We start from the raw sequence: 20,247 nt of genomic DNA, 5'->3' as shown, positions 1-20,247 counted from the left end.
TCCCGGGCCCTGTGCGCAAGGGGGTTGGCCGACGGGCGTCTTCTGCCGCGGAGGCGGGCCGTGCTGGTGTGGTAGAGCTGTGATCCCGATGGCGATGGGGTGGTGAATGGGACGCCGTGAGTCTGCGCTGGACCCGACAGCGGGCCCGGTGGCGCGGTTCGCCGCGGAGTTGCGGAGGCTGCGCCGGGACGCGGGCGGGATCACCTATCGGGTGATGGCGCAGCGGGTCCCGTGCTCGGCTGCGACGCTGTCGCGGGCCGCGTCCGGCGAGCAGCTCCCCTCGCTGGCCACGGCGCTGGCGTACGCCCGGGCCTGCGACGGCGACGCGGACGAGTGGGAGGAGCGCTGGCACCGGGCCGCGCGGGAGGCGGCGGCGGTGCCTCCGGCGCGGGAGGAGGACGGGGCGGAGGCGCCGTACCGCGGGCTGGCCCGGTTCGAGGCGGCGGACGGGGACCGTTTCTTCGGCCGGGAAGCTCTCGTCGACAGGCTGGTGGAGTGCGCGCTCTCCCACCGGTTCACGGCCGTGGTGGGCCCGTCCGGCAGCGGCAAGTCGTCGCTGCTGCGGGCCGGCCTGATCCCCCGGTTGCAGCAGGCCGCCGCCCCGGACGCCCGGCCCGGGGCGCTGCGCATCCTCACCCCAGGCCCCCGGCCGCTGCACACGCACCGCGCGATCTGTGTCCCGGCCGACGAGGAAGGCGGTACGGGCGAAACATGGCTGATCGTGGACCAGTTCGAGGAACTGTTCACCCTCTGCCACGACCCGCGCGAACGGACCGGCTTCATCAAGCTGCTGCTCGCCGCCCGGAAGGCGGACAGCCGTCTGCGCGTGGTGCTGGGGTTACGGGCGGACTTCTACGGCCGCATCCTGGAACTGCCCGACCTGACCGCCGCCGTACGCGACGCGACGGTGCCGGTCGCACCGATGGGCCCGGCCGAGTTGCGCCGGGCGATCGTGAAGCCCGCCGCGGTCGCGGGGCTGTTCGTGGAACGTACCCTGACCGCCCGCCTGGTGCAGGAGGTGGGCCACGAGCCCGGCGGGCTGCCGCTGCTCTCGCACGTCCTGCTGGAGACCTGGCGGCGGCGCCGCGGCCGTACCCTCACCTTCGACGCCTACGAGGCCGCCGGCGGTATCCACGGCGCCATCGCCCAGAGCGCGGAGCACCTCTACACCCGCCTCACACCGCACCAGGCGCGGGCGGCCCGCCGTATCCTGCTGCGCCTGATCACCCCGGGCGAGGGGCGTCCGGACACACGCCGCCCCGCGCCCCGTGACGAGCTGGACGCGGCCGACCTCACCCATGCCGGGGTGCTGGAACTCCTGGCGCGCGCCCGCCTGGTGACCACGGAGGAGGACACCGTCCACCTGGTGCACGAGGCGCTGATCACCTCATGGCCCCGGCTCCAGCACTGGGTCGACGAAGACCGCGAACGGCTGCTCGCGCACCGCCGTCTGACCGAAGCGGCCGACGCGTGGGCCGCACTCGACCGCGATCCGGGGGCGCTGTACCGCGGAACCCGCCTGGCCACGGCCCGCGAGGCGTTCGCCACCTCCGCCACCCGCAGGGATCTCACCCCGCTGGAACGGGACTTCCTCACCGCCGCCACCACCGCACACCAGCAGGAGCTGCGCGCGGCGGCCCGCACCGCCCGCCGCCTGCGTCAGGCAGCCGCCTCGCTGGCCGCCTTGCTGGCCCTCGCCCTGGTCGCCGGGATCACCGCCTTCGTCCAGTACCGCAGCAGTGAGGACCAGCGCCGCACCGCGCTGTCACGGCAGTTGGCCGCGCAGTCCTCCACGCTGCTCAACGGCCACCCCGACCTGGCGTCGCTGCTCGCCGTCCACGCCTACCGCATCCGCCCCACCGCGGAGGCCACCGCCGGCGTTTTCGCCGCTGCCGCCCTGCCCCTGCGGCAGCGTCTGAGCGGCCACACCAAGGACGTGCGGGCGGTCGCGTTCAGCCCCGACCGCCGCACCCTCGCCTCCGGAAGCAACGACGGCACCGTACGGCTGTGGGACGCGGACACCGGCAGGACCCGCACCGTCTTCAGGGCCGAGACAGTAACCGGCGAGCAGATCAGCGTGCACGCGGTGGTCTTCAGCCCCGACGGACGTACCCTCGCCACCAGCGGCGGGGACGGCACGGTGCACCTGCGGGATGCCGCCACCGGCGCCCTACGGGCCGCGCTCCCCGGCCACGCCAGTGCCGCGACGACGATGGCGTTCAGCCCCGACGGGCGGACCCTGGCCACCGGCAGCTGGGACACCACGGTACGGCTGTGGGACACGCTGCGGCACACCACCCGCACCGTGCTGACCGACCACAGCGACCGCATGAAGGCGGTGGCGTTCAGCCCCGACGGACGCACCCTCGCCACGGCCGGCGACGACGGCGTGGTGAAGCTGCGCGACGCGGCCACCGGCAGTCCTCGCACCGCCCTCACCGACCGCACCGACACCGTGACGACACTCGCGTTCAGCCCCGACGGGCACACCCTGGCCACCGGCAGCGACGACGGCACCGTACGGCTGCGGGACCCGGCCGGCGGAGCGACCCGTACGGTGCTCAGCGGCCACACCGACGCCGTGACGTCGGTGGCGTTCAGCCCCGACGGGCGCACCCTCGCCTCCAGCAGCGACGACGGCACCGTACGACTGTGGGAGACACGGAGCGGCAAGTCCGGCGCGACCCTGATCGGCCACACCGGCGGGGCGGCGGCGATCGCCTTCGCCCCCGGCGGACGCACCCTGGCCACCGGCAGTGCCGACGGCGCGCTGTGGCTGTGGGACGTCCACCGGCACCGGCCCGGCAGGACCCTGGCCGGGCACACCGGCGACGTGACCTCGGTGGCCTTCGGCCCCGACGGCCGCACCCTCGTCACCGGCAGCGACGAGGGCACCGCGCGGCTGTGGGACACCCGCACCGGACGCTCCCGGGCCGTTCTGGGCGGCCACAGCCGTGCGGTGCTGTCCGTGGCGTTCGCTCCGGACGGCCGTACGGTGGCCACCGGCAGCGAGGACGGCGCGGTCCGGCTGTGGGACGCCCGCACCGGACGCAGGCAGGCGGCATTCGGCGCCGATGGCGCGGTGTTCGCCGTGGCGTTCAGCCCCGACGGCAGCACCCTGGCCGTCGGCGACGACACCGGCCGGATACGGCTGTGGGACACGGCTCGTGGCCGCCCGCGCACGACTCTCCGAGGGTCCTCCGAGGCCGTGCTGGCGGTGGCCTTCAGCCCGGACGGGCGCACCGTGGCGGCCGGCGGTTCGGACAAGGTCAGACGGCTGTGGGACACCACGACCGGTAGGCTTCGGGCGGCCCTGCCCGGACACCGGGACTCGGTGCTGGCGGTGGCCTTCAGCCCGGACGGGCAGACCCTGGCCTCCGGCGGCTTCGACGGCCCGGTCCGGCTGTGGGACACGACCACCGGCAGGGCCCGCACCGTGCTCACCGGCCACACCGGCGCCGTACGGGCCGTGGTCTTCAGCCCCGACGGCCGCACCCTCGCGACCGGCGGCGACGACCGCACGGTGCGTCTGTGGGACCTCGCCTCGGCCCGGCCCCGCCTGACCCTGCCCGGCCGGGGCTGGCGGGTGACCTCGATGGCCGTCAGCCCCGACGGGCGTACCCTCGCCATCGGCCAGTCGGACAACAAGGCGCACCTGTGGCATCTGGACCTGCCCGCCCCTGAAGAGGCCATCGACCGGATCTGCCGCGCCGTCAACCGCGCCCTCACCAAGCAGGAGCGCACCACGTACCTGCCGGACCCACCGCGTCATGCCGCTTGCCCGGGGTGATCTGGGCAACCGGACCGGCCGGGCGTCCGGGGTGTTTCGGTCATCGCCGCTGTCGCAAACTCCGGTTGAGGCGGCGGAGTTCGGGTACATAGCGTGCCCTCATGCGCAGACGAGGAACGGTCGTGGCATTGCTGGGCGCCGGCGCTCTGGTGCTGTCGGCGTGTGGTGGCGGCGCGACGGAGCCGCCCAGCCACCCGTCGGCGTCGGCGCGGCCGTCGCATTCCTCCGGGCCGCCGGGCTCGGCCGCCTCTCCGTCCGTGCGGCCGGAGGCGGTACGCGGGGACGGGGCCGAACTGCTCCACCGGGAGCGGGGCAAAGGCAGCGCGCAGAACCCGGCGTTCGCGCCCGACGGGAAGTCCATGCTGTTCACGGTCTTCCACGGCGGTTACAACGAGGGGGCCGCGGCGCTGCGCGTGCTTCCGCTGGAGAGCCGGAACGGCGGCGGGAGGGGCCCCGGCGGCCGGGGCGTGCGCGAGGCCCGTGACCTGCTGGACGAGGACGACCGGTCCGCGGTGAACCTGCCCGGTTCGAGCTGGCGGCCGTCGGCGGGGGTGACCTTCGCCTCCGACCGCTCCGGAAAGGAGGAGATCTGGGTGCTCAAGCCGGGCGGGCGGCCGGAGCGGGTGACCGATCACCGCGGCGCTTCGGGTTATCTGGAGCCGAGTTTCTCGCCGGACGGAAAGTGGATCGTCTTCCAGGAGAGCGTGCAGCGGGAGAATCCGGACGAGGGCGCGGCGCTCGCGGACCGGTCGGCGCTCGGTTCCCTGTGGAAGGTCAGGCGGGACGGTACGGGGCGGACGCGGCTGGTGAACGGACCCGCGAGCCGTACGGACAACCGTGAGCCCAACTGGTCGCCGCGCGGCGACCGGCTCGTCTTCCAGCGGCGGGAACTGGGCAGCGATGCCTGGGCGTTGTACGTGATGAACGCCGACGGGAGCGGCGTACGCAGACTGACGACCCTGGAGGGGGAGCACACGGACGCCAGCTGGTCGCCGGACGGCCGTTCGGTGGTCTTCTCCTCCACCACGGGCGGGCTCGACCTGCCGAAGATCTTCGTCATGCCGGTGACGGGCGGCGGCGGGCCGGTGCAGGTGACGCGGGAGCGCGGTACGTACGACGGGGCGCCGAGCTGGTCCCCCGACGGCCGCTGGATCGCCTTCGAGTCGCATCCGGGGAGCGAGGACCGGTCCACGTCGTTGTGGCGGGTCCCCGCTCCCGGGAAGCAGTGACGCACATCGGCGGGCCGGGCCCGGGAGCACCGGTCCGCCGCCCCTGGGTCAGCTGATGGTGACGTTGAGCAGTGCGTACTGCACCACGGTCAGTTCGACGCTCACCTTGTCGCCGTCCGTCTTCCAGGCCACCGGCTGCGGCCCGGGGCCGGAGTTGTCGGGCGAGCTGACGGTGGCCGCCCGTACCTGCCGGCCCGCGGGGACGGTGAGTCCGACGGTGCAGGTGGTGGGCTTGGTCTTGAAGGCCGCGGGGGTCTCGCCGAAGGCCGTGAAGTTGACCAGCTGCACGATGGTGGCGTCGCCGAGGTGGCTCAGTTCCAGGTGGACACGCGGATCACCGGTCAGGGTGACGGCGGGCGGGGCGGCCGTGCGGACCGGTCCCAGGAGGGTGTCGGCGGTGGGCTGATCGGTGCGCGAGAGGTATTTCAGGCCGAGCAGGTCCTTGAAGAACCAGCAGGTGCCCTGGCCGAACGCGTTCCGCTTGGTGGCGGGCACCGGGTCCGCCTTGCGGAAGCCGAGGACGTCGGCGAGCGTGTACTCCGTACGGGCGCCGCCCCGCTCGTCGAGGCCGGTGGGCGCGGGGCCGGTGATCACGACGGTGCCGCCGCCCGCCACGTACGAGCGCAGGACGTCCGCCTCCGCGGCCGAGACCGCCTGGAGGTTGGGCAGGTACAGGACGCGGTAGCCGGCCAGGTCGTCGGCGCCGACGCCGGGGCTGGGCACGGTGTTGAAAGGAATGTGCGCGAGCACCAGGGACTTGACCGTGCCGCGGAACTCGCCCAGCCACTTCTGGTCGGTGCAGCTCTCCTCCGATGTGTCGAAGCTCCACCAGTCCTTGACCCCGGCGGGCGGCTTGGTGTTGACGTACATGCCGCTGCCCTCGACCGGGCTGACGAAGTCGCGTGACGACGAGGAGTGGTAGACGCCGACCGTGGCCCCGGAGGCGGCGGCGAACAGCTCCTCCTGGTGGGCCGCGACGAAGCCGTACATCCGGGTCCGCATGGCGGTGTCCGTGCTGTCGGTCTTGAACGGGCTCTTGACCTCGTACGGGTTGCAGCCCGCCGCCAGGGTCTCGGCCATCACCAGCGACGCGTCGTCGGCCTTCCAGCCGTAGGAGAACGCCCAGGCGGGCTTGGTGCCGCTGGCCGCGCGGGCGTACTTGTACATCGAGATCAGACAGGTCCAGTCGGACAGCGTGGCGTGGCGCATCCCGTCGTAGTTGCCGAGGACGTCCACCTCCCAGACGTGGCTGACGCCCTCCGCCCGGCGCAGGTAGGCGCCGTCCAGGCCCACGGTGGTGGCGTACTTGTAGTCCATGGTCACGGTTTCGACGAAGGTGACCAGGTCGGGGTTGACCGAGCGGCCGGCGGCGGCGATGTCGAGCTGGAACTGGTTGAGGTTGCTGTGGCGCCACTCGACATAGCGGCGGAAGGCGGGCTTGGAGAAGTCGACGGCGGTGGGCAGCGCCAGCCCGGTGTCGGCCTTGAAGGCGCTCGCCGCCCAGGTGGAGGCGTCGCACCAGCTGAGCGCGCCGTCGAAGTAGATCGGTACGTCCGGCCAGATCGCGTCCACACCGGTACGTGCCAGGGCCTTGATGCGGGTGAGGTAGTAGTCGCGCCAGGGGGAGTTGGGACTGACCCAGCAGCTCTCGTCGCCCGGGTCGACCCAGACGACCAGGCTGCCGTAGAAGACGTTGGGTTTGCCGTCGAGGCCGCGCTGCACCCAGTTCTTGCCGTCGCTGTCCTTGTAGAAGGACTTGCCCTTCTCCCCGCCGACGCTGATCACCTCCAGCGACGGGTAGTAGACGATCACCCGTATCCCGGCGGCGTGTGCCAGATCGGAGAAGCGTTTCATCTGTGCCATGTGCGCGGTGAACTCGGCGTCCGGCAGCCAGTTGGACAAGATCGTGTCGACCTCGATGACGCTGACGTTCTGCGCCTTGAGCTTGGCGATCACCGGCTTCATGTCGCGCGCCGGGTCGGCGTCGTCGTCGAACGTACCGTCCGCGACGCGGGCGAACCTGGCCCAGTCGGGGAACGCCGCGGCGGCTCCTGGGGCGTTCCCCGGTGAGCCGAGCGGTACGGCGGCCGGGGAAGCCGAAGGGGACGCCGCCGGGGAGGCGGCCCACGCCGCGCCCGGAGTACGTCCCCACAGCCCGGGCAACAGGCTGGTGGTCACGGCCAGTCCGCCCGCCCCCAGCCCGCTGCGTAACAGAGATCTGCGGCTCAGTCTGCGACTTTCGTTCATACGCCTCACACCCTCACCTCGGGTACCGACTCCGGTACGCCGCCCCGGAAACGTTCTCGATTCAACTCCGGTCCCGCCCGGTCATGCCCCCGTCACAACCAGAACGGCCGGAAGTAGCCGTAGGCGTGGCCACAGGGGCAACAGGGCGGGGCCGGGGCCCCCGGGGTGAGGGCAGCCGCGGCGGTGCTAGGCGGCGAAGAGCGACAGAACCCGCCGGACCGCTTCGACCACGGGAACGCCCACCTCGCCGACCATGGTGGCCACTCCGGCGACGGCGTTGAGGGCTCGGCGTACGGTGCCTGGCTCCGCGTTCTCGCCCGCGCCCAGGGCTTGCAGCGAATGATCGATGACTTGGCGGTCCTCCGGTGACACCCGCTCCCGCAGAATCCGGATCTCCCGGAGCATCTCCTGGAAGGAGGGATGCGAGTTTCCAGGGGACCGGCTCTTGTCGATGCCGATGTTGCCGATCCCCCCGTTCTGGATCACCGAGTCGCCATAGTGGTAGTACCCGCCGGTATTCAATTCCCCACCCTCTTTCCGATGTTGCCGTTGCCGCCGATCTGACTGATCCGGTCGCCGATGTGCTGGTTGAAGTGGTTGACGACGGTGGTTTTGTACGCCGCGTGGGGATTGGAGATCGCGTCCATGATCTGTCCGACGAGACGGCTCACCTCCCGCACGCTCACGCTGACCAGGACGGCGTGCGGGGCTCCCGCGGTCTCGATGACGAGCGCGTAGTACGTCGGTGTCGACAGTCCCGATACCAGCCGTACGACGAAAATCAGGACCAGGGCCACGAGCAGGGCGACCACGATGCGCTGGGCGTTCTCACGGTCGCTGTCGGACAGCTCAAGGTTCTTGATCACGGCGAGTGCGGCGGCCGCCGGGACGACCACCACGACGAGAGACGAAAGAAATCGCCAGAACGTCTCCCAGTGGTCGGGGACGAATTCCTCGACTTTCGCTCTGGCGATGTTGCGCAACGGATAGGCCCCGGCACCGATCCAGAGAACCTGCCGGTCGATCTCTACCGTGATGATGTCACGTCTGTCCATGGCGGATCCTTCCCCCGACCGCCCGACGCGGGGCGTACCCGCGTCGGGGTTCATGCTCCGCTCACCCGCTGCGCGAGGCCCTTACGGCCACGCCTTTTCTGTACGCCCCGGAGTGTCCGGGGCGCTCTCATCCCCGTGCCGCTTTGCCGAGCTCGTAGACGACCCCGCCCACGATGCCGAGGCCGAACCACTTGAACATGTTCGGCGGGAAGTTCCGGGGGTGGCCGCCGGTCTCCATCGACGACTGCACAACCCCCACCAGATCCAGACCGAACATCCCCAGACCCGTCACCATAAGGACGAGTCCCACCGTCATCACGAAACCACCAAAACCATGCAAGGCCCAACGCCCCCGTTCCATGCAGGCTGCTTTTGCACCACATCTCGTGAAGTGCGGCATTCCTCTCGGGCCGGCTTCCGGGAGCGCATTCGAGGTTGATTTTGTGTCGGGCCTTGCGAATCCGTGCGCCATCAGCCCCCGAAGCGCCCGCCTCGGCGCGGCTACTTCGCCATGGAGACGCGCCGCATCCGATCCAAGTTCCCGCGGGGCGCAATTCGGGGCGTGATTTTTCCGGCAGGATTCCGGGCGCTCACCGCACACCGCGCGTCGTCACTTCCCGGTGGCATTCCCGGAGCGCGGCACAAAGACAGGAGCGTACTGCTCGAATGGACCGATGTCCGGTACGTGCGGGTGCTCCGCGGAGCACCCGCACCACCGTTCACACCCCGTCCATCAACCGGAACAGGTCCTCGTCGCTGGCCGACGTCAGATCCAGCGCCTCGCCGGAGCCGGAGCCGGTGCCCGTGCCGCCGGCCGGTCCTGCCGCCACCGCCGCCTTCAGCCGGGCCATCGTCTCCTCCGAGACCTCCGCCCCGGCCGTGAGCAGGGCTTCCAGTTCCCGCACGACGGAGTTCACGTCACGTGCGGGACCGGCCGGGCGCGCGAGGCGTTCGCGGACGAGACCGACGACGGCGTTCGGCGTCGGGTAGTCGTACACGAGTGTGGCGGGGAGCCGCATGTCCAGGGCCGCGATGAGGCGGTTGCGGAGTTCGACGGCGTTCACGGAGTTGATGCCCATCTCCTTGAACGTGTGGGTGCCCTCCTCGTCGACTCGCTCCTGGCCGCCGAGCACGGCCGACGTCTCGGCGAGGACCAGGGCCAGTACGTGCGCGTCCGCGGCGACGTCGTCGAGGCCGGACAGCCGGGCCTCCAGCCCCGGCGGCTCCTCGTCCGCCGCCGTCGCATCCGTGGCAGCCGCGAGCCCCGCGCCGACGGCCGGACCGGCCGCGCCCACCGGGCCCGGGGCCGACGCCAGCCAGAACCGCCGCCGCTGGAACGCGTACGTCGGCAGGGCGACGGGCCGGGCCCCGGGAAGCACCGCGTCCCAGTCCACCGGAGCGCCGTGGGCGTGCACCCGGGCGACCGCGGTGAGCAGCGCGTGCCGCTCCGGCGCTCCGGCGCGCAGGCTCGGTACCAGGGCGGCACCGGGCTGCGGGTCGCCCGCCTCCAGGCACTCGTCGATCATCGGCGTGAGGGCCGCCTCGGCGCCCAGCTCCAGGAACCCGGTGACCCCCTCGTCCCGGAGCCGTCCGACGGCGTCCTTGAAGCGAACGGCCTGCCGTACGTGCCGCACCCAGTAGTCCGGGTCGCGCACGGTCTCGGCGGTCAGCGGGAGGCCGGTCACCGTGGAGACGATGGGAACGGTGGGCGCGGCGTAGGACAGCGTACGGACGACCTCGCGGAACTCCTCCAGCATGGGGTCCATCAGCGGCGAGTGGGCCGCGACGCTCATCGTGATCCGCCGGGTCTTGTGGCCGGCGGCGGCGAGCCGCTCCGTGAGCGCGATGAGCGGGGCCTCGACGCCGGAGAGGACGAGGGAGTGCGGACCGTTGACGGCCGCGATCGACACCGAGTCCGTCAGCTCCGTCAGCCACGGGGCCACTTCCGCCTCGGTGATGCGCACCGCCACCATCGCGCCGCCGAGCGGCAGCTCGCCCATCAGCCTGCTCCGGGCCGCCACCAGGGTGCACGCGTCCTGGAGGCCGAGTACGCCGGTCACATGGGCGGCGGCGATCTCGCCGACCGAGTGCCCCACCAGCTGGTCGGGGACCACGCCCCAGGACTCGAACAGCCGGTACAGGGCGACTTCGACGGCGAACAGCGCGGGCTGTGTGTAGGTGGTGTCGTCGAGGAGGGCCGCCTCCTCGGAGTCGGGAGCCGCCCACATCACCGACTTCAGCGGCCGCGGCAGCAGCGGATCGAGCGCGGCGCACACCTCGTCCAGCGCCCGCCCGAAGACGGGGAACTTGCCGGCCGCCTCGCGCCCCATGCCGTTGCGCTGGCTGCCCTGTCCGGGGAAGACGACGGCCAGCCCGCCCGGTACGGAGTCGTGCGGGGTGACGGCCGCGGTCCGCTCACCGCGTCCGAACTCGGCCGTCGCGGACAGCAGATGCGCCCGGTCGAAGCCGCTGACGACGGCCCGGTGCGGGTGCAGGGCGCGGGTGGTGGCGAGGGCGTGGGCGACGTCCTGGGCGCTCAGGCCGGGGTCGGCGCCCACGTGCTCGGCCAGGCGCCGGGCCTGCGCGCGCAGCGCCGCCCGGCTCCGGGCGGACAGCACCCAGGGCGCGGCCGTGTCATCGGCGGCTTCCGGGGCCGGAGCCGTCCCGGACGCGTTCCGTTCCGCCTCCGGGGCCGCGCTCGGCGCCCCTTCCGTTCCCCCGACCTCGTCGGGCGCCTCTTCGAGGATCACGTGCGCGTTGGTGCCGGTGAGTCCGAACGAGGACACCCCCGCGCGGCGTGTGGGTCCGCTCCCCTGCGGCCAGGCCTGTGCCTCGGTCAGCAGCCGTACCGATCCGGCGGACCAGTCCACCTTGGCCGTGGGGGTGTCCACGTGCAGCGTCCGCGGCAGGACGTGGTGGCGCAGCGCGAGCACGGTCTTGATGACCCCGACGACTCCGGCGGCGGCCTGCGTGTGCCCGATGTTCGACTTGACCGACCCCAGCCACAGCGGCCGGCTCTCCGGCCGCTCCTGGCCGTAGGTGGCCAGGAGGGCCTGGGCCTCGATGGGGTCGCCGAGCGGAGTGCCGGTGCCGTGGCCCTCCACGGCGTCCACGTCCGCGGGCGTCAGCCCGGCGTCGGCCAGGGCCTGGCGGATGACGCGCTGCTGCGCGGGTCCGCTCGGCGCGGTGAGCCCGTTGGAGGCGCCGTCCTGGTTCACGGCGGAGCCGCGTACGACTGCCAGGACGCGGTGTCCGTTGCGCCGGGCGTCGCTCAGCCGCTCCAGCAGCAGCAGTCCCGCTCCCTCCGACCACGCGGAGCCGTTCGCGGCGTCCGCGTACGCCATGGAGCGGGAGTCGGGGGACAGCGCGCGCAGGCGGGAGAAGTGCGCGAAGGGGGTCGGGTTCGCCATGACGGTGACGCCGCCGGCCAGCGCCAGGCTGCTCTCGCCCGACCGCAGGGACCGGCAGGCCAGGTGGAGGGCGACCAGCGAGGACGAGGAGGCGGTGTCGACCGTCAGCGCGGGGCCTTCGAGCCCGTACGTGTAGGCGATACGCCCCGAGATCGCGCTGCCGGAGGCCCCGGTGATGAGCATGCTCTCCCACGCGCTGGGCGTGGCGGACGCGTTGGCGCCGTAGCCGCGGTCCATCGCGCCGGTGAAGACGCCCGTGCGGGTGCCCTTCAGGGTCCTCGGGTCGATGCCCGCGCGTTCGAAGGTCTCCCAGGCCGCTTCCAGGAGCAGCCGCTGCTGCGGGTCGGTGGCCGTCGCCTCCTGGTCGGACAGGCCGAAGAAGCCCGCGTCGAAGTCGCCCGCCTCGTGCAGGAAGCCGCCTTCGCGCGCGTAGGAGGTGCCCGGCCGGTCGGGGTCCTCGTCGAAGAGCCGTTCCAGGTCCCAGCCGCGGTCGTCCGGGAAGCCGGACATCGCGTCGGTCCCGTCGGCGAGCAGGGCCCACAGGGCGTCGGGCGAGTCGACGCCGCCCGGCAGCCGGCAGGCCATGCCGATGATCGCCACCGGGTCGGCATCGTCGGCCGGGGTCTGCGGCGGCTCCTCCGGGGACGCGTTCTCCTGTTCGGCCAGTACGTGCGCGACGGCCCGCGGGTCGGGGAAGTCGAAGGCCAGGGTGACCGGGAGGGCGAGCCCGGTCTCCTCCCGCAGCAGGTTGCGCAGCCGCACCGCGTGGACGGAGTCGAGGCCGAGCCGGCGGAAGTCCGTGTCGGGGGCGAAGGGGACGGCTGTGCCGCCGTCGCCGAGCACCTGGCCGACGCAGTCGCGTACGAGTTCCAGCGCTTCCTGGACCGTGCACGGCGGGGCCGCGCCGGGGCGGGCCGGTACGGGTATCGCCGCAGGGTCGGCGAGCAGGCTGCCGAGCGCCCGGCGGTCGAGCTTTCCGGCGGGAGAGAGGGGCAGTTCGCGTACGGTGAGCAGTTCGAGGGGGATCTTGTGGTCGGCGAGCCCCAGCCGGCGCAGGAACGCGGTGACCTCGGTCAGGCCGATCGTGCGGTCCGCCCGGCCGGTCACGACCAGGCACGGGTACTCCCCGAGCCGGTCGTCCGGTGCGCCCACGACGGCCAGCGGGCCCAGGCCCGCCAGGTCCGCGAGCAGGTCCTCGACCTCGGTGGCGAGGAACGTCCGGCCGCCGGTGTCGATGACCTCGGCCGCCCGGCCGTGCAGGATCACCACGCCGTCCGCGTCGACGGCCGCGATGTCGCCGGTCCGCAGCCAGCCGTCGTCGGTGAGGGCCGAGCGCGTCGGCTCCGGCTCGCGGAAGTAGCCGCGGAACAGTCCGGGCCCGCGGTACTGGAGCTCTCCCGTGCCGCCCGCCGCGCACACCTCACCGGCCTCGTCGACGACCCGGACGGCCACGCCGGCGACCGGCTCTCCCACACTGCCGTCGGGGTGGTGGGCCCGGGTGCGGGTACCGGTGCCGATCTCGGACATCCCCCACACGACGACCAGTTCGCAGTCGAGGGCGGCGCGTATCCGTACGGCGAGGGCGGGCGCGACGGCGGCTCCCGCGGTACGCACCTGGTGCGGCGCGAAGCCCGCCGGCCCGTCCGTCCCGGCCAGCCGCGCGACGACGTCCCGCAGCTGGGCGGGCACGGCGAAGACGACGCGGGGGTCGTGCTCCCGCGCCAGTTCCAGGAAGCGGTCCGGGTCCCAGGCGGTGAGCAGGACCTGCCGGCCGGCGGCGAACAGCGCGGAGTGCATGGCCTGGAGGCCGAACAGGTGGGTCATCGGGCAGGCCGTGAGGACCGTACCGCCGAAGGCGTCGGCGGCCTCCGCGGTCACGGCCGCGGTGTTCGACAGCAGGCCGTCGTGGCTGTGCACGCACAGCTTGGGCCGCGCCGAGGTCGTCCCGGACGAGGGGATCAGGGCGAGCGGCATGTCGGGGGTGACATCCACCGGCCGGGGCCCGTTGCCCGCCCAGGCCGCCAGCAGCCCGTCCAGCGACGCGACGCCGGGCTCCTCGCTCTCCGTCTCCGGCTCCCCGGCCAGCAGCACGCCGCGCAGCGACGGCACGCTCTCCAGAAGCGAACGGCCCGTCGCCGCGCTCTCGCTCCCGGAGGCCGACAGGACGAGCAGTACGGGTTCCGCCCGGGTCAGCAGCGCACGGACCTCCGCAGTCGTGGTGCCCTGGTGGACGGGCAGCAGCACCGCCCCCACGGCCGCGACGGCCAGGTGCAGGGTCTGGAGCTGCCAGCAGTTCGGCAGCCGCGCCGCGACCACGTCGCCGGGCGCGACCCCCGTCTCCTGGAGGCCTCGCGCCAGCGCGTCGACGTCCGCCCGCCACTGCGTCCACGTCCACGAGCGGTCCCCGTCGACGACGGCCACCGCGTCGGGGGCGGTCCCCACGGCGGCCTCGAACACCTTGGGCAGCGTGTGGCCGCCCAGTACTTCCGCCGCTTCGGCCGGCGGCTGGATCACGTAGTCATCTGTGTGGAGGGGCACAGCACCATCACTCCCGGATCGCTCTCGACACTCTCGTCAGTTGTGGGGCGGGCCGGGGTTCGGACACGAGCTCCTGCCCGGGTCGGACGTCAGCCCTCTTGCACGGAGATGGCCCCCGACGGACACAGGGCGCCCGCCAGCCGGGCGGCGGCGGTCTCCTGGTCGGTGCCGGGCTCGGTGAGGAGGGTGACGAGCCCGTCGTCGTCCTGGTCGAAGATCGCGGGTGCGTTCAGCACACACTGGCCCGCCCCGACACAGCGGTCGGGGTCAACGGTGATACGCATGTCGGTGTCTCTTCCTGCGGTGGATGGGGGCCGCCCGGCGGCCGGTGGTACGGGCCGCCGGGCGGGTGGGGCCGAGCGGGTCACCAGCGGACGGGCAGCTCGTTCAGGCCGTAGAGGACGCCGTCGTACTTGATGTCCAGGCCGTCGGCGGGAACGGCGAGTTCGAGGTTCGGAATGCGCTCGAACAGCTTGCGGTAGGCGACTTCCATCTCGATCCGTACCAGGTTCTGCCCCAGGCACTGGTGTACGCCGTAGCCGAAGGCCACGTGGCCGCGGGCGGAGCGGGACGGGTCGAAGGCGTGCGGGCAGGCGAAGAGGTTCTCGTCGTGGTTGGCCGCGGCGACCAGCGGCACGATGCCCTCGCCCGCCTTGATGAGCTGTCCGCCGATCTCGACGTCCTCGACGGCCACGCGCAGGGACACCAGGTCGGCGACCGAGTGGAAGCGCAGGGTCTCCTCGACGGCCCGCTCGTCACCGATCCACTGGGGGTTCTGCAGAAGGGTGACCACGCCGAGCGCGATGTTGTTCGCCGTGGTCTCGTGGCCGGCGATCAGGAGCAGCATCAGCACGCCGGACATCTCGTGCGTGGCGATGGCGCCGGTGGCCAGCAGCCGGGTGATGAGGTCGTCGCGGCCCCACTTCTGCTTGATCTCGACCAGCCGGTTGATGTAGCGCAGCAGGTCCTTGGCGGCCGTCATCCGGTCGTCGTCGCCGGAGGAGCTGAGGGAGACCAGGACGCGGGTCCTGGACTCGAAGAACTCGCGGTCGGCGGGCGGCACGCCGAGCAGCGCGGAGATCACCAGGGAGGGGATGGGCAGGGCGAAGTCGGCGACGAGGTCGGCGGTGTTGCCCGCGGCCAGCATGGCGTCCAGCTGCGCGTCCACCGTGCTCTCGATCGCGGACTTCATCGCGCGTACACGCCGGACGGTGAACTCCGGGATGAGGGCCTTGCGGAACCGGTCGTGGTCCGGGGAGTCCATGCCCACGAACCAGCCGGGGATCTGGTCCTGGCTGGGCACGCCCAGGTTCCCGACGTTGGGGAACCCCTCGTGCTGGGGGTTGGAGCTGATGCTCGGGCTGGTCAGTACGGTGCGTACGTCCTCGTGCCGGGTGACCAGCCACACCCGCTTGCCGTCGGACAGGCGCGAGAGGACCAGTCCCTTGCGGTCGCGGAAGCCGGCGTAGTCCGGCGGCGGGAAGGGTACGCCGGGTTGGCGCTGCGGGAAGTCGACGATCAGCTGGTCCGTGGCGGCGGCCGAACCGGCCGCGTCCGTGGCCGTCTGTCCCGTGACCGGGCAGGTCTGGGGCGCGGCCGGGTCGTTGTGCGTCATGGGTGGATGTCCCCTTTCGAACGGCCCGGTCAGCCGGCGCCGTAGAACGCGCGGACCCGGTCGATCACGAACTCCTGGTCGCTGGCGGTCAGTCCGGTGTGGGTGGGCAGATACAGGCCGTCCTCGGCGAAGGTGTTCGCCTTGAGCGAGGGCCAGACGGGGTCGAGGTACATCGGCTGGCGGCTCATCGGCTTGAAGAACAGCCGGGTCTCGATGGACTCCCCCGCCAGGAACTCCCGCAGCTCCTCGCGGCGTTCGGCCCGCAGGTCGTACATCCACAGCACGTCCCGCCGCGGCATCAGCGTGATGCCGGGGATGCCGGCCAGGCCCTCGTCGTAGCGCCGCTCGATCTCGCTCCGCGTCGCGAGGATCTCGTCCAGGCGCTCGGTCTGGGCGAGCGCGACGGCGGCCTGCATGGCCGTCATACGGAAGTTGTAGGCGACCTTCTTGTGCAGGAAGCTGTGGTCCTTGGTGAAGGCCATGGCCCGCAGGTGCGCCACCTGCCCGGCCAGCTGGGGGTCGTCGGTGAGGCAGATACCGCCCTCGCCCGCCGTGATGATCTTGTTGGCGAACAGCGAGTAGCACGCGATGTCACCGACCGGGCGGATGCCGTGGGCCTCGGCGCTGTCCTCCACGACCCGCAGGTTGTACTGGTACGCGATGTCCATGATCGCGTCCATGTCACAGCGACGGCCGTAGATGTGGACGGGCATGATGGCCTTGGTCCGCGCGGTGATCTTCTCCTCGATGCGGGTGACATCGATGTTGAGGTCGTCACCGCAGTCGACGAACACGGGCGTCGCGCCGGTGTACGTGACCGCCCACGCCGAGGCGATCATGGTGAACTCCGGGACGATCACCTCGTCGCCGGGGCCGATGCCCAGGGCCCGCAGGGCCAGCGTGAGGGCCGCCGTCCCGGACGAGCAGGACACGCCGTGCGCGACGCCGTTGTAGTCCGCGAAGGCGCGCTCGAAACGCTGCACCATCGGGCCCTGGGACGATATCCAGCCGTCACCGACGGCACCGGTCACATACTCCAGCTCTCTACCGTCCAGAGCGGGCTTGGAGACGGGATACTTGAACGACATCCGCTGCTTCTTCCTTGTCTTCCTCGTGGTCCTCGAACGTCGGTGAATACTCGTGCGGCCTTACGCCAGGGCCGGGTGTCCGAGGACCAGCTCGGCAGCGGCCTCACGGCCGCCCGCCGCATGCTGCAGGGCGCTGAGCCGCTCGGCGTTCTCGCGGAAGGAAGGGGTCTCGATCACTCGCGTGAGCTTGTCGATCACGTCGTCGACGTCCATGTCCCGCGGCCGGTCGAGGGTCAGGCTGATGCCGAAGTCCCGGCCCCGGGTGGCCTGGTCGTAGCAGTCCACCCACAGCGGACGCACCACGAGCGGCTTTCCGAAGTACACGCCCTCGTTGTAGCCGTTGCCGCCGGCGTGGGTGAAGAAGACCTTCACGTTGGGGTGGGCGAGCACGTCCAGCTGCGACGGAACCCAGCTCTCGACCCGGAGGTTGGCCGGCAGCGACTCCTTCGGCGGCAGCATGTGCTGCTGTTCCGAGGGCAGCTTCCACAGCACCTGGTGCTTTCCTTCGAGGCGGCGGGTGACCTCCACCATGGAATGGACCTGGTCCCGGGTGAGCCGGGTGATCGTTCCGAATCCCGCGTAGATGACCGAGGACTGCTCGTCCAGCCATCGCGAGAGATCGTCGTCCTGCGAGGACTCCGGCAGCGGCGGCACCATCGCGCCGACCAGCCGCATCTTCTCCGGAATGTCGAAGGGATAGTCCAGCTCGGCGATGGAATTGCACAGCACCAGATCGGCACGGTCGATCCGCGTCATCAGGCTGGGCTTGCCGACGCCGTGCTCCATGCGCCGCCGGTTGTCCTCCTTGACCACCTTCATCATCTTCGGCGTCATGAACATCGCCAGGTTCCGCCACTTGAAGAGCGCGTTGCTGATCCGCTGGGTGAACGTCATCGGATACGGCAGGCCCGTGTGCGGCACCGGGAAGTCCCGCGGGGTGTAGGCCTTGGCGAAGGGCATGAACGCGGTCAGCACATTGCTCGGCGTGAACGGCACGCTCAGCACGAACGGAATATTGCGGGAGACCGCGACCTCGATCGCGAAGGCGCTGACACAGTCGATGATCATCAGTGCCGGCCGCACCTCCTCGACCACGGCCACCAGCTTGTGGAACTTCTCCTCGTGCCGTCCGGGCTTGTAGGTGTGCTGGACGACCGCGCGGTGCGCCTTGAAACGCGAGTTCTGGGTGACCTTGCGGTAGATCTCGTCGTCCCAGGTCACCGCCGACAGCTCGGTGACCACCTCGCCCAGCGAGGCGAACTCCACCGGGGAACCCACCCCGATCTTCTTCACATCCCCGCGCCGCGGCTCGTCGGTGGCGAACCAGAGGTCCGGCACGTTCTGGCGGGACAGCTCCTCGGCGAGTACGAGCAGCGGATTGGCCAGCCCGCTCTCCGGGAGAGTGACGAAGAGGATCGGCCGTCGGGCGGAGTCCATTGTTTTCCTTTCAGCAATGACAAACAGGGTCCGGCAAGCACACCCCCGTGCGGATCGACCAGCCGCACCCCCCTTTGATCTCACGCCGGCAGCCGGAAAATCCTTAGACCCGGTGCGACGGCATTCGGGGCAGGAACGAACCGGCCCTCCGCACTGGGGGGAGGGCCGGAACCGGGCGGACGGCGGGCCGTCACCGGGGCGGTGCTACGCGGTCTTGACGTCCTCCGCGATGACCCGCTCGATGTTGCGCTCGGCCAGCGCCGTGATGGTCACGAAGGGGTTGACGCCGATGGACCCCGGTACGAGCGAGCCGTCCGTGACATAGAGGTTGCGGTAGCCCGCGACGCGGCCGTAGAGGTCGGTGGCCTTGCCCAGGACGCAGCCGCCGAGCGGGTGGTAGCTGAAGTCGTCGGAGAAGTTCTTCAGCTGCGACCCGAACAGGTCGTAGCGGTACATCGTCGTGTTGGCCTTGTTGATCCGGTCGAAGAGCGACTTCGCGGCCTCGACCGCGGGAGTGTTCTGGTCCCGGGTCCAGCGCAGCTTGGCCTTGTCGGTGGCCTTGTCGTAGACGAAGGTTCCGCGCTCGGGGTTCTTGGTGATCGCCAGGTAGAGGCTGACCCAGGTCTCCAGGCCGGCCGGCATCGGCGCGATCTCCGCGAAGACCGGGGCGGCGGGGTTGTCCCAGTCGTCGATGCCCAGGGCGGGGATCGACGACTGGTGGGCCCCGGTGGGGTTCCAGACGTGGTTGGCGCGGCCGGTCATGATGTTGCCGTTGGGGCCCCAGCCGGCGCCGACCTCGGCGTTGAGGTCGGGCAGCGCGCCGGTGTCCCGGGCGCGCACCAGCAGTTCGGTGGAGCCGAGGCTGCCCGCGCCGAGGAACAGGTGGCGGCAGGCGATCTCCTTGTGGGCGAGGACCTTGCCGTTGACGTCGCTCTGCTCCACCGACAGCACATAGCTGCCGTCCTTCTGCTGGTGGATCGCCTTGACCTGGTGAAGGGTCTCGATGGTGACCTTGCCGGTGCCGAGCGCGGCGGCCAGGTAGGTCTTGTCCAGGCTCTGCTTGCCGTGGTTGTTGCCGTAGATGACCTCGCCGGCCAGCGCCGACTTGGGGGCCGTACCGGCGTCCTCGCGCTGCATGTGGCCGAAGTCGTAGACGTTGGGGACGAAGGTGGTGCCCAGGCCCGCCTTGGCCGCCTGTTCGCGCGAGACCCGCGCGAACTTGTACCACTCGGTCTCCTCGAACCAGCCCTTGTCGATGTGGTTCACCTTGAGCATGGAGTTGGCGCGCGGGAAGTACCGGTCGTACATCGCGGCGGCGTCCACCCGCGGGAGGACCTCCTCGAAGTACGAGCGCTTCGGTACGACGGCCATGCCGCCGTTGACCAGCGAGCCACCGCCGACGCCCCGCCCGACGTACACCGACATCTCGTCGAAGTGCACCTTGTCCAGCACACCCGCGTACGGGTCGATGTTCCTGTTGATCACGTCCAGCCACAGGAACGAGCCGAGCGGGGCCTCGGTGCGCGTCTTGAACCAGCTGGACCGGCGGTCGGGCTTGAGCATTTCGCAGAAGACATTGCCGTCCTCGGCCGGCTTGTTCCACAGCTGGCCCATTTCGAGCATCAGCGTCGAGACGCCCGCCTCGCCGAGCCGCAGCGCGGAGACCGCCGCGCCGTAACCGGTGCCGATCACCACGGCCGGTACGAACGTGCCGCTGCCGGCCTGCGGGCCGCCCTTGGCCGCTGCCGCGGCGCGCGGGGCGGCGGAAATCGTGGTCATTCCGGCGACGGCGGCGCCGCTGAGGGCGGCCATTCCGAGCAGACGGCGCCGTGACAGAT

12 protein-coding genes are annotated in these 20,247 nt (G+C 71.5%); 2 read left to right on the top strand and 10 right to left on the bottom strand.

The genetic code is table 11. From position 1 onward, the window contains the following. Positions 1–106: 106 nt before the first annotated feature. Positions 107–3,790 (top strand): hypothetical protein, encoded by a 3,684-nt coding sequence (locus ACFV57_RS31575; RefSeq protein ID WP_385239216.1) that lies wholly within the window; start codon positions 107–109, stop codon positions 3,788–3,790. Between the two features lie 101 nt (positions 3,791–3,891). Then, the gene (locus tag ACFV57_RS31570) at positions 3,892–5,019 is read left to right on the top strand and encodes a hypothetical protein (RefSeq protein ID WP_385239214.1); all 1,128 of its coding nucleotides are present in this window, start codon (positions 3,892–3,894) and stop codon (positions 5,017–5,019) included. A 48-nt stretch (positions 5,020–5,067) separates the two neighbouring features. Here ACFV57_RS31570 and ACFV57_RS31565 read toward each other — a convergent pair whose 3' ends face one another. From ACFV57_RS31565 to ACFV57_RS31520, 10 genes are all read right to left on the bottom strand, one after another. Beyond that, complete coding sequence (locus tag ACFV57_RS31565) at positions 5,068–7,266, bottom strand: hypothetical protein (RefSeq protein ID WP_385239212.1); 2,199 nt, start codon at positions 7,264–7,266, stop codon at positions 5,068–5,070. A 186-nt stretch (positions 7,267–7,452) separates the two neighbouring features. Continuing rightward, positions 7,453–7,752, bottom strand: a complete 300-nt coding sequence (locus tag ACFV57_RS31560) for a hypothetical protein (RefSeq protein ID WP_385239210.1) — start codon at positions 7,750–7,752, stop codon at positions 7,453–7,455. Between the two features lie 32 nt (positions 7,753–7,784). Continuing rightward, a complete protein-coding gene (locus ACFV57_RS31555) occupies positions 7,785–8,321 on the bottom strand; it encodes a DUF6232 family protein (RefSeq protein WP_385239208.1) in 537 nt (178 codons plus the stop codon). A 127-nt stretch (positions 8,322–8,448) separates the two neighbouring features. Beyond that, positions 8,449–8,631, bottom strand: coding sequence for a hypothetical protein (locus ACFV57_RS31550; RefSeq protein ID WP_385239206.1), 183 nt, complete (start codon positions 8,629–8,631; stop codon positions 8,449–8,451). 409 nt (positions 8,632–9,040) lie between these two features. Beyond that, positions 9,041–14,245, bottom strand: coding sequence for a beta-ketoacyl synthase N-terminal-like domain-containing protein (locus ACFV57_RS31545; protein WP_385239204.1), 5,205 nt, complete (start codon positions 14,243–14,245; stop codon positions 9,041–9,043). Between the two features lie 113 nt (positions 14,246–14,358). Further along, positions 14,359–14,553: a ferredoxin gene (locus ACFV57_RS31540; RefSeq protein ID WP_385239202.1), complete on the bottom strand. Its 195-nt coding sequence runs from the start codon at positions 14,551–14,553 to the stop codon at positions 14,359–14,361. 80 nt (positions 14,554–14,633) lie between these two features. Continuing rightward, entirely contained in the window at positions 14,634–15,884 is a 1,251-nt protein-coding gene (locus ACFV57_RS31535) for a cytochrome P450 (RefSeq protein ID WP_385239201.1), read from the bottom strand. A gap of 29 nt (positions 15,885–15,913) precedes the next feature. Continuing rightward, a complete protein-coding gene (locus tag ACFV57_RS31530; RefSeq protein WP_385239200.1) occupies positions 15,914–16,972 on the bottom strand; it encodes a DegT/DnrJ/EryC1/StrS family aminotransferase in 1,059 nt (352 codons plus the stop codon). A gap of 60 nt (positions 16,973–17,032) precedes the next feature. Beyond that, entirely contained in the window at positions 17,033–18,409 is a 1,377-nt protein-coding gene (locus ACFV57_RS31525) for a glycosyltransferase (RefSeq protein WP_385239199.1), read from the bottom strand. Positions 18,410–18,613: 204 nt separating this feature from the next. Further along, positions 18,614–20,221 (bottom strand): GMC oxidoreductase, encoded by a 1,608-nt coding sequence (locus tag ACFV57_RS31520; protein WP_385239236.1) that lies wholly within the window; start codon positions 20,219–20,221, stop codon positions 18,614–18,616. Positions 20,222–20,247 lie beyond the last annotated feature (26 nt).

Origin of the sequence: Streptomyces sp. NPDC059788 (assembly GCF_042732265.1) — a bacterium.
Taxonomy (GTDB): domain Bacteria; phylum Actinomycetota; class Actinomycetes; order Streptomycetales; family Streptomycetaceae; genus Streptomyces.
Note: the sequence above shows the minus strand (reverse complement) of the source record. Positions and strands in the feature narration are given on the sequence as shown.

Excerpts from the sequence above, each read along its gene's own strand:
- ACFV57_RS31570 (WP_385239214.1), top strand. The coding sequence starts at position 3,892 with ATGCGCAGACGAGGAACGGTCGTGGCATTGCTGGGCGCCGGCGCTCTG.
- ACFV57_RS31565 (WP_385239212.1), bottom strand. The coding sequence starts at position 7,266 with ATGAACGAAAGTCGCAGACTGAGCCGCAGATCTCTGTTACGCAGCGGG.
- ACFV57_RS31520 (WP_385239236.1), bottom strand. The coding sequence starts at position 20,221 with ATGGCCGCCCTCAGCGGCGCCGCCGTCGCCGGAATGACCACGATTTCC.
- ACFV57_RS31535 (WP_385239201.1), bottom strand. The coding sequence starts at position 15,884 with ATGACGCACAACGACCCGGCCGCGCCCCAGACCTGCCCGGTCACGGGA.
- ACFV57_RS31540 (WP_385239202.1), bottom strand. The coding sequence starts at position 14,553 with ATGCGTATCACCGTTGACCCCGACCGCTGTGTCGGGGCGGGCCAGTGT.
- ACFV57_RS31530 (WP_385239200.1), bottom strand. The coding sequence starts at position 16,972 with ATGTCGTTCAAGTATCCCGTCTCCAAGCCCGCTCTGGACGGTAGAGAG.
- ACFV57_RS31555 (WP_385239208.1), bottom strand. The coding sequence starts at position 8,321 with ATGGACAGACGTGACATCATCACGGTAGAGATCGACCGGCAGGTTCTC.
- ACFV57_RS31525 (WP_385239199.1), bottom strand. The coding sequence starts at position 18,409 with ATGGACTCCGCCCGACGGCCGATCCTCTTCGTCACTCTCCCGGAGAGC.
- ACFV57_RS31575 (WP_385239216.1), top strand. The coding sequence starts at position 107 with ATGGGACGCCGTGAGTCTGCGCTGGACCCGACAGCGGGCCCGGTGGCG.